Genomic DNA, 12,757 nt, shown 5'->3' on the forward strand with positions numbered 1-12,757 from the left:
TTATAATAATGATCGGATTCAAGGTAAGCTTGGGTATTTATCACCACGTGACTTTGAGCTAGCACAAGCAGCATAAAACGTTCCAACTTTTGGGGTACACGTCATCTTTCGTGGCTTCAAATCGAGCGAGAAGACTGGTGTTCTGCCAGGCTGAAGCGTCCCCACAGCAGGCGGAATCCCTGGCAGCCGGAGCGCGACCAATTTAGCCTAACTCAACAGCGCGAATTTTTACCAATACCGGGATAAGATAGGTATTTTATCTTTCAACCTTCGAAAATAAGAAATTCTCAATCAATCCTTAACTAAAATCAATGACCAACGCTACCTTTTTTCGGTATACTAAGTTCATCAAATGAAAGGAAGCGGACAATTATGCTGATTGATGATAACCCTAAGATTCATACCATTACTCCCGCGCAAATTACGAAGGTGTTCTATCCCTACGTTATCGCCAAAACGGAAGCCGGCCATTACGTCAACATTAACTTGAGCGATCAGGAACGGCACGATCCGCTGTTTTGGGAGTCGATTGCTAACATTGCCAAAGCCAAGCTCTGGGTCCCCATTGGTGAGAAATTCCACCAATTGCTAGCCTACGACTGGACTTACTCGGCGGCCTACTAAAATAACTACACTAAAAAATTATTTTCCCGCGTTTAAACCTCCCCGTGAGCTGGTAACGCAATGGTTCGTAACCCTTAACCTTTACCATAACAAATAGTCCTGAGTCAGCCGTATTCACTGGTGACTCAGGACTATTTTACTTATTCTAACTATGCACATTACCGGGGCATCGGCTTCCGCAAAATTTCTGCTTTCTTGCGTAGCTGTGCTCGGGTCTGACTGACTAAAATATCGGTGGGATGGACGATCCGTCCGTCCAACGACCCACCAAAACTAGCGACACAGAAACTGACGAAGCCCCATGCTGCTGGTGACCAGTAGCCGAAGTAGGGCGCTACCGCCACCATAATAACGAAGAAGCCAATACTAAGTAATCCGCTAAATCCCTGTCGTCCAAATCGATTGAAATATGGATATTGTCGGGTAAATAGATAATCGACAATCAGGATCGCTACCATCGTGCCTAACGCCATGTGCTTAACAGCCACTCGGTCAATAAAGATCACGGGACTCATCATCAGCATTAACGTCATTAGAAACCAAAATGAATGAAAACCATACCGCCAATCATACCGCATTCCGGTCGCCTCTCTTTCACTCAAACGCCGCATCTTCATTATTTGAAGTTTAGCATGAGGTCCCTAAAGAAAGGTTAACCCGCGTGCGCTATGGTAAAGCCAATAGCAATACTAACGCGAAGCCGTTGGACGTGACACCCTAAAGGCCATCAACATACTCAACAGTGCCAGTCCTGCTGTAATGACCAATACCAACAGCGCCCACTGCGAACCAATTGCTGTTTTCGTCATGACACTGCCCTGACCAGATGCCTGGCTAGTCGAAATAATCATGGAAACGATCGCCGTTCCCAGCGCCCCCGCAAACTGTTGCATGGCATTCATCAGAGCATTCCCATCCGCTTTTAAGTCAGCGGAAAGTTGCTTGATGCCTGCCGTCATCACGTTACCGAACGCCACGCCAATCCCTACCATGTAGATAATGTATAATCCTAACACCGTGAGCGCCGCTAAATGGTGGGCAAACACGGTCATCACAATGAGGCTTACCGTCATGAGGCTTAAGCCCAACAAGATTGGCTTATGGGCGCCGAACCGATCCAAGATTTGACCGCCAATAGGTGAAAAGGCGGCTCCGATAACTGCTCCGGGAAGCACGACTAACCCCGCCACAAAGGCAGTCTGGTGGTCGACTAACTGCAAGTAGTTAGGCAAAATAAACGATAATCCTAACGCCGTCGTCTGAATTAAGAAAAAAGCCAACAGGTGCCAAGCAAACGCGCCATTTTCCACCGCTGCTAATTTAATCAACGGCTGGGCTACACGTCGTGACCGCCAGATAAACCCAATCAGGCCCAGCACGCCAACGATCCAAGCACCCAGCACGGCCCAACTGAAGAACGGCTGACTTCCCAGCGAACTAAACCCACAGATTAAGCCCGCAAAAGTCGCCACAATCGTTAACATACTGAGTAGGTCGAACCGTTCATGTACCGTGGGAGTCACTTGCCGTACGGTTTTCACCCCAACGAAAAATGAAATGACCAAGAATGGAAGTAAAATCCAGAAAATATACCGCCAATTAAAGTTAGTCACTAGAATACCACCATACGTCGGGCCAATGGCTGGTCCAACCGCTGTGATTAGCGTGCCGACCCCCGTCATCATTCCGATTCGACTCAACGGCACCTGTTCCAGAATGATATTGAACATCAACGGCAGGGCAATCCCAGTGCCAATCGCCTGCACCACTCGTCCCAGCAACAACCAGCTGAAAGTTGGCGCTAGCGCATCAATCAGGACCCCCGCAATGAACAAGAGGTTAGCCGTAACAAACAGCTGTTTCATTTTAAACCGGCGTTTCAAATAAGACGAGATGGGAACAATACAAGCCACAATTAATAGATAGAGCGTGGTCATCCACTGAACCGTTCCCGTCGTCACCCCAAATTGTTTCATCAAAGTAGGAAACGTCACGTTCATCGCTGTTTCAATGATCACGCCACTCAGTGACATCAATCCCGTTGCCACAACCGCGCCCACGACGCGTGGTTCAATTTTTTCAGTTGCCATTCTCTTCATCCTCTCTCTCCGTGACCTTTCCCCACTGGGCCACCTGCCGCAAGGCTAATCGGAACGCGACGGCTTCACCGGCAGACAAACCCGCCACCATTTTGGCGTCTTGTTGTTCCAAATACGCGGTCACAATCGGCACTAGCTTTTGACCTTGGCTGGTCAATCGCAGCTGGCGTTTGCGGCTATCACTGATCGCAACCACCCGGGTGACCAAGCCACGCGCCATCATTCGCTTAATCAACACGGACGCCGTAGATCGTTGGACGTGAAATTCACGTTCCACATCAACTTGAAACGTTGCCGCTGCTCGTCGACTTAAAAAATCAATCACGGACATCTGCATTCCTGTTAGGCCATAAGCTCGCGCAAACTCGTTCATTTCAAAGTTCATCTGGTGTTCGGCATCCCGAAGCCAAGCCCCCAATCGTCTGACTGGCAAATCATCCCGCCTTTCTTATTGTTAGTCAGCTAACGATTTTAAGCCATCGTCGTCCTAAATTCAAGTCACCTTAACGAAGACAGCAAAAAAGCCGATTCCAAATTGCGTTTGGAATCGACTTTTTAATGGAAACTATTTACAGATTGTCACCCTTGGCCCGTAACAGTTCACCCAGGGCCGGCTGCTGCGTCACATCAATGTGATTTTCCTTGGCGTAAGCATCGACGGTGTCTTGGCCGTACAGCTTAGCATCAAGTGGCATAAAGGCAGTGCCAATCGGATCATCATCCTTGATCACGGCGTTAACCACGATTGGTTTCTTGTTGCCGCTTGCCTGCAAGTCCTTAATTTTATCAAAGACTTGATCGACTTCAGCATTATTAGTAACCGTGAACCCAATGCCGCCGAGCCCCTCGGCAACCTTAGCCCAGTCGGCATCCGTCAGATCAACCCCGTAGAGATGTTGTTTCGTATCAACTTGTTCACGGTAGATGAAGCCAAAGCGCCGATTACTAAAGACAACATTAATAACTGGCAGTTCATAGCGGGCTTCCGTGATGATATCGGGCGCCACCATTGCAAAGCCCCCATCACCAGAGAACGACCAGGCTTGGCCATCTGGAACGCTCAATGCACCGGCCATTCCAGCGGGAAGACCGTAGCCCATCGTCGCAAAGAGACCCGAAAGAACAAACCGTTGCTGTTGATCCATCGGCAAACCGCGAACAGACCATTCTGAAACGTTACCAGTGTCCACCCCATACGTGTCCTTAGGGCCGACCATTGAGGCCACCTTTTTAGTGACCGCTTCAGGCGCTAAGCCATGACTGTCATCGTCAGCCAGCTGGGATAACCATTTGTTCCAGTTTTGCTTATTAACCCGGTTGGCTTTCAACCACTCTGTTTCAGGTAGTGTTTCACCCGTATCAATCATGGCTTGCAGGTAACTCTTAGCATCGCTGATCACTGCGTAGTCCACGGGGACCATCTTGCCAATATCAAACGAATTATTGTTAACCTGAATGATCTTAATATTCTTCGGCCAGAATTGAGCGAATGGAAATTCGGAGCCTAAGAACAAAATCAGATCCGTATGCTGTAAGGCTTCAAAACCTGACTTTGAGCCTAACCGCCCGAACGTCCCAATGGCATTAGGATGGTTGGTCGGAATCACCCCGGTAGCTGGTACCGTGTTGATCACCGGAATATTGAATTGCTCACTGAATTTTACTAACTCAGCCCGAGCACCCAGCAAGCCACGGCCGGCATAAATCAGCGGGTGTTTGGCCGCCTTCAATAGGTCTAGCGTCGCGGTAACCGCCTTAGGATCAATCTGCTGCGTAAACGTATCCGAAACTGTATTCGGCGTCTTAACGGGTTCATAATCAATTTCCGTAGCCGACAGATCTTCCGGGATAATCACAACTGCTGGTCCCTTTTGCCGATAAGCTTCCCGAATCGCCTGGTTAACGACATATGGCAACTGTTCCGCCGTGGTCGCCGTGCGGTTGTAAACGGCAACGTCACTGAACATCGGCGTCTCGTCCATTTCTTGGAAATAGTTCGTATTCATCGTAGCCGTTGGGACTTGCCCAACTAACGCTAACATCGGCACGTGATCCATCTTGGCATCGTATAACCCATTAAATAGATGCGTGGCACCGGGGCCTGCGGAACCAAATGCCACCCCAATCTTGCCAGTGTACTTGGCATCGGCGGCTGCGGCTAAAGCCCCAACCTCTTCGTGGCGTACCTGAATATATTGAACTTTATCCTTTTCAAGGTACAACCCTTCTACCGTATGGTTAATCGACCCACCTGGAATACCGTATAGGTGATCAACACCCCATGCTTCCAAAACTTTGACCAATGCTTGACCCGCAATCATCTTTGCCATTTTAATCGCGCTCCTTAGATGTAGGTGCTGTAAAAAAAGCACCCCGAAATCATTGATTGGTAACATCATAATCCGTTTTGTAAGCGAATACCAGCATTTATACTTACTTTTTGTTAGTGAAATTAATCACTTAGTTCCTTGGGCTTACTAACTGTTGTACCCACGCGTTTCTTCGGCTAAAGCCCTTTCACAAAATAATTAAACCTCACGCCGCTACCACCGAATTATCCTAAAAAAAGAAGCCAGGATCATCATCCCAGCTTCCGCTCAAAATCAACGTGTTCAATTTTACCAAAAATGGCGATGTTTCAACATCAAGGCCACCCACACCATAATTCCCAGCGTAATGGCGACCGTTATCAGCCATGAAATGCCGCCGTACTCGGTCAATGGCAGCTTCACATTCATCCCATAGAATCCGGTAACAATGGTCGGAATGGTCAGGACTAACGACCAGATCGTTAAGAATTTCATCGTGTCGTTCAAGTTATTATTCAAGACGTTATTAAACGTCCGCGAAATTCGGTCGACGACATCGGCCTCAATCGCTGTCATTTCGGATGTCTGGCGAGCTTCAATCACCGCATCGTCTAGGCGTTCTTGATTGGTGTCCGACAGCTGTCGACCGAACGGCGTATTGCTTAAATTGACGGCCATCATCGCGTTGTTCCGCGTGGCACTCACAAAGTACGCCAAGCTCTGTTGCAAGTTAGATAACGCAATTAAATCCTTGTTATCTGGCGACCTATTCAACTGCTGATCCAACCGGTTCTGTTCCGCATTAATCTTACGAATCGGTCCAATGAATTGATCGAACAGAATAAACATCCCCACCAATAACAACTCGTTGGTGTCATAAATTTGATGGAGCTTCAATCGCTCGCTCAGCAACGTATTCACCCAATGCGTCGTCTTAGTCGTAATGGAAAAAACGGCGTTTCCCTTGAGCAAAAACGTCACTGGCCGCGTAATGTAGCGTTGTGAAACTTGATCAACGACCACAGGCACATGCAAGACGAACAATTGTGAATTTAAAAATTCATCGCGGTCATAGTGCGACCGTTCATTCTCATCGGTGATATAAGTTAAGATTTCGTCCGTTAGGCCATACTTCACTTGCAATGTTTCGCGGTCTGTATCGTCCTCCACCATGGTCATCACCCACACCAGGTCTTGATCCTTCGCCCCAATCTTCTTTTCAACTATCATGATTTCTACTCCCTCACTCAAACAATGCTCTTAGTGTACCACGTTCCGACCGCGTTTCGCTGGAGAAATCATCACTTATATCCCTATCTTGGTCATCATAAAAGCCGCCATTTCAGACCCCACGCCTGAAATGACGACCAATCACTAAACCTTATTTTAGTTGGCGTTCTCGCTTAAACTAGCAGCATATGCTGTTTCTTGCTTAATCAACCGCGCCCGTTCCTTCTGGTTGTACCAAGGTGAAATCGTGAAAGCCAGCACGTCGTTCATCAGATAGATGGAACTGTTGATGAACATGGCCAGCGTTGCTGAACCTTGCCGGAATGAAATAAACCAGAGTACCATTTGGGCCAATCCAGAAGCAATCCACCAAACGTATTGGTTGTTGAACCGTAGGAAACAAATGATCCCAGCTGCCAAACTGATGGCAAAACTGATCGCATCGACCCAAGGCCGTGGATCATCCGTGAATGTTCCAATTCCCCAGCCAGAAATGAGATAAACTGCTGCCGTTCCAAATAGCGCAATGGCCCAGCTTTTACCCGTAAATTGCCGAATCTTAGAGGCCATATTGACATTCCAACTAGCACTCAACAGCACTGGAATATCCAGAGTGGCCACATAAGCCAGCTGTTCAAAAATACTCAAGTAGTTCTTAGCTGCCAATCCCGTGACAATGAAACAAATGGCGGAAAGAACCCCCAGCCAGCCATTCACTGACTTGGCCGCATTGATGGCCAGCACACAGAGCACCCCTAAGGTAGTCCCAATAAATGTTAAGATAGTCAGCGGCGTGATGGGCTGATTCACCAGCGTCATGACCTGACAACCGAGACTGAAAAAGAACAGGTAGTAGTTCTGTTGTGGCCAACCCTTAAGTTGGTGAGATAAAAACTGAATATAATGCTTCATGCTAGTGCGCTCCCTCATGTTTTGATTAACCACATATAGTATTTCTCACCGGTGAGGTGGCTAAATAGCACAATATATTGTGCTGTCCTTTTTGGACAACAGAATTGATTATAGCACGACCTGGCCCACCTGAAACAAGCATTTTCAGATTTGTTTCATGCATTTTTCACCTAAGGAAAGCGATTACACGCCCGACAATCCGCTTGTGAAACAAAAAAGTCGTGGCCACCCACTTTGCACACTCTGCGGCTTTTGGGGAGAAAAGCGCATAAAAAAAGATCAGTCGTGAACGACTGATCTTGCTTAGCCATAATTTAAAGCGGTTTACGATTCAGGGGATTCTGGGGCTAATTTTGCAGTCGCCGCCGCTAACATCTGGGTCAATTCACCCACGGTTAGTCGACTCCCATCATCCGTAAGATCGGTATCACTCATAATTTCAGCCGATTTAACGAGTAAATCATGACAGGCACGCTCCAGTTTCTCCCCACTTGTCGTCAATGACAGCGGCCGTACTCGCCGATCGGATGTCTGATAACTCTGCAAGACATATCCGCGACGAATCAGCTGGGAAATTCCGCGAGAAACCGCTGCCCGAGAAATCCCGCGACTATCAGCTACCGTAGCTGATGTCAGCTTGCCTGGATTTTCTAAAATATGGTGCAAAATCGCATATTGATCCACCGAAATCCCCATGGCTCGCTGGAACCGCGTTGCTGATTTTTCTAACTCTCGCTTTAATTCCATGTAAGATTCGAATAAACTCTCCGCATGTACGACCTTACTCTTTGCCATAGTATTCATCATATCCTTATCTTTACTTACTAACCGCTAAGATAATTAACAGGATTAGTAATATGCAAAATGGTTGACCCCATAGAAATATCTATATATTTAATAATAAAGAACAATCCGGCGAAATGCAATAGAATTTCACTAATTTGTCAAAAAGTTTATGGTTTAAACTACCCCTTAAGGTTTTTTTCCTTGAAAATTAGCGTTTCAGCTTGGTATGCAACAAATTGTATAAAAAAGGCGGGCGCGTTTTCGTCCGGATCCGCCCCGCTTTCACAACTATTCAAATTTTCGTAAATGATACAACCGCGCTTCCCAAGGTTGAATCTGAGTTTCATCTGATGCGGCGTCAATCCGCATATTCGTGACAATTAATTCACTCGGATTCAAGTCAAACTCCTGTGTTGTCGCGGTTTGATTACTCATATTCACCATAATCAACCAATTATCGCCATTATAGGTCCGACGATAAACATACAGCTGGTCGTCCTTGGTGTCAATCAATTCGTAACGTCCTTTTTGCAAAGTTGGCACGGTCTTTTTCAATTGGATTAATTGGCGATAGAACGTAAAAACTGAATACGGATCGTGACTTTCGCGTTCCACGTTAACCCGTTCCGCAATTTGTGTCGGCTGAATCCACGGCTGATGATCCGAAAACCCGCCGTAAGCCTCGCCGTTCCAAGGAAACGGCGTACGGGCATTATCCCGACTTTTGGCCGCTAATCGCTGCAAAATCGTTGCCGGTGCCACGCCCTGTGCTCGCTGACGCTGATAGTACAAACGACTATCCAGATCCCGATAATCAGCGATTTGGTCAAACTGTGCATTCGGCAATCCCAACTCCTGGCCCTGATAAATGAAGGGCGTTCCCTTCATCAACAAGTACCACAATCCCAACGCCTTCGCAGAACGTCGGCGATATTCCGTCGGGTTACCGTAGTAAGAAACCGCTCGGGGTAAGTCATGATTTTCAATGAACAAGGCGTTCCAACCTTTATCAGCCATCGCCGTTTGCCATTTGGTCAAATTCTCACGTAAAGCCGCTACCGGCAGCTTGGGCTCCGCATCCTCCCAGTAATGCACGTGGTCAAATTCCAATAACAGATCGAAGTAACCCGTATCAGGATCTAACCAACGCTGAGCCGTGGCCATATCAATGCCACCTGCTTCGCCGATAACTAGTAAATGATTGCGTCGCAAGACTGGTTTGAGCGCTGACAGGTAAGGCGCTACACCGGTTAGGTCTTGATAATAGCCTCTCCTAGGTTCGGCTACATCAGCGAAATCCGCCCGTTTTTTCAAATGCGTAATTCCATCCAACCGGAAGCCGTCGACCCCACGATCAGCCCACCACTGAATGATGGTCACCATTTCGTGACGAACGGCGGGATTCTCCCAGTTCAGGTCCGGCTGCTTTTGAGCAAACGTGTGCAGATAAGCTGCTTGGCTTGGGGCGTGGTAGGTCCACGCTGAACCGCCAAAGACGGACTCCCAATTGTTAGGCGCCGTGTCCGGAGTGGCTGGCTGCCAGATATAGTAATCGTGGTAACTACTCGTCGGATCAGCCAACGCCCGCTGGAACCAGGGATGCTCGCTGGACGTGTGATTCAACGCCAGATCGATCACGACCTTGATTCCTGCCGCATGCAGCGCCGCCACCAGCTGGTCAAAATCATGTAACGTCCCAAACTGTGGAGCCACACCACAATATTGCGTGACATCGTAGCCATTATCCACCCCACCAGAGGGATAGAATGAAGCAATCCAGACAAAGTCCACCCGCAAGGTCCTGAGATAGTCAATCTTTTGCTGAATTCCAGGCAGATCGCCAATCCCATCATGATTTGTATCTAAAAAACTTTGCGGATAAATCTGATATCCGACTGCGTGTTGCCACCACTGTGCGTCGCTCATGCCGTTCTTCCTTCCATACCTCAAACTTGCGCAACCGATTGTGATTGGTAAATACCAGTCTTGCATTCGCTTTCATTGTAACAATAATTATCAGGTTTGTCGGCGGCTTTTGCAAGTTTTATGCTTATTTAAAAAAAGTCCAATAGCCAAATATTAACAGCTATTGGACAATTTAATTTAGTTCTGAAAGTTGACCGTTCCAGAGTACCAACCATGCCTGTTCTAGCAGCCACAGCAAGCGGAATTGCTGACAGCTGGAGTGCAGCCAATCTGCACTATTTTAACGATAAAGCTCACACTAATCGATCTTGCGCTTAGGATTCAACAGATTCATTGGATCAAACAACGTCTTAATCTGGTGCTGCAGTTGATCGACCGTTTCACCCAATTCAGGGTTGTTCCACTGATTTTTCAGCATCCCCACGGCATGTTCGCCGGAGATAGTGCCACCCAATTCCAAGGTCTTCCAGAAGGTCTGCCGTAAGGCTTCAATAATGACTGGTGGTACCTCATCCACATCCTTATCCCAGACGAAGGTTGGATGGACGTTGCCATCGCCGGCATGCCCGGCTGTATAAATGGTGATGCCCAATTTTTGTCCCAATTCTTGCAAGTAATCCATCATTGGCGCTAATTTCGACAACGGCATCGCCATGTCTTCCATCAAATGATTGCGACCAGCAAAGACCGCCGGCAACATATCTCGCCGTAACTGTTCCAACTTTTCCTGTTCCGTTTCATCCGTGGTAACCGTCACGTTCTGACCATGATACTGATCCAGCAACTGCCGAACCACCTGAACATTCTCGGGACTGCCGCCCTCCAGCCGGAAGATCAGCATCGCCCCACTGTGATCCGCATAATGAGTGTGTTCATATTTATCCAGAGCCACGACCGTATTGCCATCCAGTGCTTCCAGCATCGTGGGGTAGACGCCAGACATACGAATGGCCGTAACCCCCTGAGCCAAAACTAACATATCGTCAAAAAAGGCGACGCCCATCACGGACTGGCCTAATGGTATGGGCATTAATTTAACGGTCACTTCATAAATAATCCCTAGGGTTCCTTCCGACCCCACGAACAATTGGGTTAAATCGTACCCAAAGGCCTGCTTCAGCGTCCGGCCACCTAAACTGACCGTCCGCCCGTCAGCCAAGACCGCCTTCAATCCCAAGACATTATCCTTGGTCGCACCATAGCGGACAGTACTCATCCCACCGGCGTTGGTCGAAACGTTTCCACCAATAGAAGAAAAGGGCTTAGAACCTGGATCAGGCGCGTAGAACAACCCTTGCTTACGTGCCTCTTGATCCAAATCACCGTTCACCACTCCAGGCTGAACGACCGCAACCGAGTCTTCCTTACTGATTTCCAGAATTTTGTTCATCTTTCGCGTGGACAAAATAATTGCCCCCGTAAGACCGTCGGACCCAATTACCGTGCTACTAAAGGTTGTCTGGGGAATCACTGCAATGTGAAACTTGCGAGCAGTCCGTAAAACACCCTGAATGTCCGCAACGCTGGCCACCGAGACAAACGCCCGGGCCAAACCCGTCTCGCCACCCGTAGCGTTGGGATTGAACGATTGTTTTCGCAACGTTTCTTCATCCGTTGCCACTGTTCCATCCATTACTTGAGATTTCAGATAAGCCAGAATATCCTCATCCGAATAAGCACTGAACACCGTCATCATCAAGACCTCTTTTGTTTGATTTTACTCATTGGTCATTTTACCAGTAAAATCAGCAAATAACATAAATAACTACTCGTCGGTTGTTGCAAATGCAACAAAGTTCGTCTATAATCATTTTTATTATGAAATGAGGCGATGATTTGGCAGAGATTTTGCGACCAATCGGGGCAGTGGCGCGGGCCCTCGATGGTATCAGTAACATTGAATTTAAGGAACTAGAACTTAATCGTGGTCAGTACCTCTACTTGGTGCGGGTCGCAGAGTCACCCGGCATCATTCTGGAACGGCTCGCCACCCTACTCAAGGTGGATAAAACAACGGCCGCGCGTGCAATCCAAAAGTTAGAAAAAAATGGTATTTTGGAACGACGACCTAGCCCTACCGATAAGAAACAAAAACAACTCTTCTTGACTGCTAAGGGCGCTACCCTCTATCCCACCATTCAACGGGAGAATGCCTATTCCAATCAAGTTGCCTTACAAGGCTTTTCCACTGCTGAACGCGAGCAACTCGCACGTTATCTCAATCGCGTTGAAGCCAACATCACGACCGACTGGTTAGCCGTCAAGCACGGCCAACACCGCCACTATTGAAAGGACAATGACTATGACCACTGCTAACATAACCCTCGTCACGACCGACGAGCTCACACAACTTCACGATATCAGTGTCGAAACTTTTGCTGCGACATTTGGCGCTATGAACACGCCGGAAAATCTAGCGGCTTATCTGGAACACGATCTTAGTCCCGAACAATTACGCCAAGAATTAGCCACTCCCACCGATAGCTTCTACTTTATCAAAGTGAATGACCAGTTAGCAGGTTACGGCAAACTTCGCCGCCATGCCGACAATCTAGAAATCCAACGGGTGTACGTCCGAAAAGCCTTTCAGCATCACGGCCTGGGTCGCCAATTTCTAGAATTTGCTGAACAAACAGCAACAACAGAGGGTTTCACCAAACTCACTCTGGGCGTTTGGGAGCATAACACCAATGCGCTAGCCTTCTACAAAGTGATGGGCTACCAGCGCTACGGTGCCCACACGTTTGACTTGGGAAGTGACCATCAGACTGATTTTCTGATGGAAAAGTCTCTGTAGGCGAAACAGCGTCGAATGACCATGGCCGTTCAGCGCAAATAAAAATGGATCACGACATTGTCGCGGTCCATTTT

General features: G+C 47.9%; 12 protein-coding genes. 3 read left to right on the forward strand and 9 right to left on the reverse strand.

Translation table 11 applies throughout. From position 1 onward, the window contains the following. The first annotated feature begins 372 nt into the window (after positions 1 to 372). Positions 373 to 624: a hypothetical protein gene (locus tag HF569_RS05670; protein WP_168850021.1), complete on the forward strand. Its 252-nt coding sequence runs from the start codon at positions 373 to 375 to the stop codon at positions 622 to 624. Positions 625 to 782: 158 nt separating this feature from the next. Here HF569_RS05670 and HF569_RS05675 read toward each other — a convergent pair whose 3' ends face one another. The 9 genes from HF569_RS05675 to HF569_RS05715 all read right to left on the reverse strand — a co-directional run bounded on the left by HF569_RS05675 (position 783) and on the right by HF569_RS05715 (position 11,579). Further along, a complete protein-coding gene (locus HF569_RS05675; RefSeq protein WP_168850020.1) occupies positions 783 to 1,202 on the reverse strand; it encodes a hypothetical protein in 420 nt (139 codons plus the stop codon). A gap of 111 nt (positions 1,203 to 1,313) precedes the next feature. Next, positions 1,314 to 2,714: a DHA2 family efflux MFS transporter permease subunit gene (locus tag HF569_RS05680; RefSeq protein WP_211089648.1), complete on the reverse strand. Its 1,401-nt coding sequence runs from the start codon at positions 2,712 to 2,714 to the stop codon at positions 1,314 to 1,316. Then, complete coding sequence (locus tag HF569_RS05685; protein WP_168901651.1) at positions 2,704 to 3,156, reverse strand: MarR family winged helix-turn-helix transcriptional regulator; 453 nt, start codon at positions 3,154 to 3,156, stop codon at positions 2,704 to 2,706. The genes HF569_RS05680 and HF569_RS05685 overlap by 11 nt, the downstream gene beginning before the upstream one ends. Before the next feature lie 136 nt (positions 3,157 to 3,292). Then, on the reverse strand, positions 3,293 to 5,053 hold the full coding sequence (gene spxB, locus HF569_RS05690; RefSeq protein WP_168901652.1) for a pyruvate oxidase: 1,761 nt from the start codon (positions 5,051 to 5,053) through the stop codon (positions 3,293 to 3,295). 288 nt (positions 5,054 to 5,341) lie between these two features. Further along, entirely contained in the window at positions 5,342 to 6,262 is a 921-nt protein-coding gene (locus HF569_RS05695) for a magnesium transporter CorA family protein (RefSeq protein WP_168850016.1), read from the reverse strand. A 156-nt stretch (positions 6,263 to 6,418) separates the two neighbouring features. Beyond that, complete coding sequence (gene pnuC, locus HF569_RS05700) at positions 6,419 to 7,174, reverse strand: nicotinamide riboside transporter PnuC (protein ID WP_168850015.1); 756 nt, start codon at positions 7,172 to 7,174, stop codon at positions 6,419 to 6,421. A gap of 324 nt (positions 7,175 to 7,498) precedes the next feature. After that, entirely contained in the window at positions 7,499 to 7,969 is a 471-nt protein-coding gene (locus tag HF569_RS05705) for a MarR family winged helix-turn-helix transcriptional regulator (protein WP_168850014.1), read from the reverse strand. A 279-nt stretch (positions 7,970 to 8,248) separates the two neighbouring features. Further along, entirely contained in the window at positions 8,249 to 9,886 is a 1,638-nt protein-coding gene (locus HF569_RS05710) for an alpha-glucosidase (protein WP_168901653.1), read from the reverse strand. A 298-nt stretch (positions 9,887 to 10,184) separates the two neighbouring features. Continuing rightward, on the reverse strand, positions 10,185 to 11,579 hold the full coding sequence (locus tag HF569_RS05715; RefSeq protein ID WP_168901654.1) for an FAD-binding oxidoreductase: 1,395 nt from the start codon (positions 11,577 to 11,579) through the stop codon (positions 10,185 to 10,187). A 143-nt stretch (positions 11,580 to 11,722) separates the two neighbouring features. Here HF569_RS05715 and HF569_RS05720 point away from each other — a divergent pair, with 143 nt between their 5' ends. Then, complete coding sequence (locus tag HF569_RS05720) at positions 11,723 to 12,175, forward strand: MarR family winged helix-turn-helix transcriptional regulator (RefSeq protein WP_168901655.1); 453 nt, start codon at positions 11,723 to 11,725, stop codon at positions 12,173 to 12,175. Positions 12,176 to 12,188: 13 nt separating this feature from the next. After that, positions 12,189 to 12,683, forward strand: coding sequence for a GNAT family N-acetyltransferase (locus HF569_RS05725; protein ID WP_232842576.1), 495 nt, complete (start codon positions 12,189 to 12,191; stop codon positions 12,681 to 12,683). Positions 12,684 to 12,757: the final 74 nt, after the last annotated feature.

The organism is Levilactobacillus tujiorum (assembly GCF_012641185.1).
GTDB classification, from domain to species: domain Bacteria; phylum Bacillota; class Bacilli; order Lactobacillales; family Lactobacillaceae; genus Levilactobacillus; species Levilactobacillus tujiorum.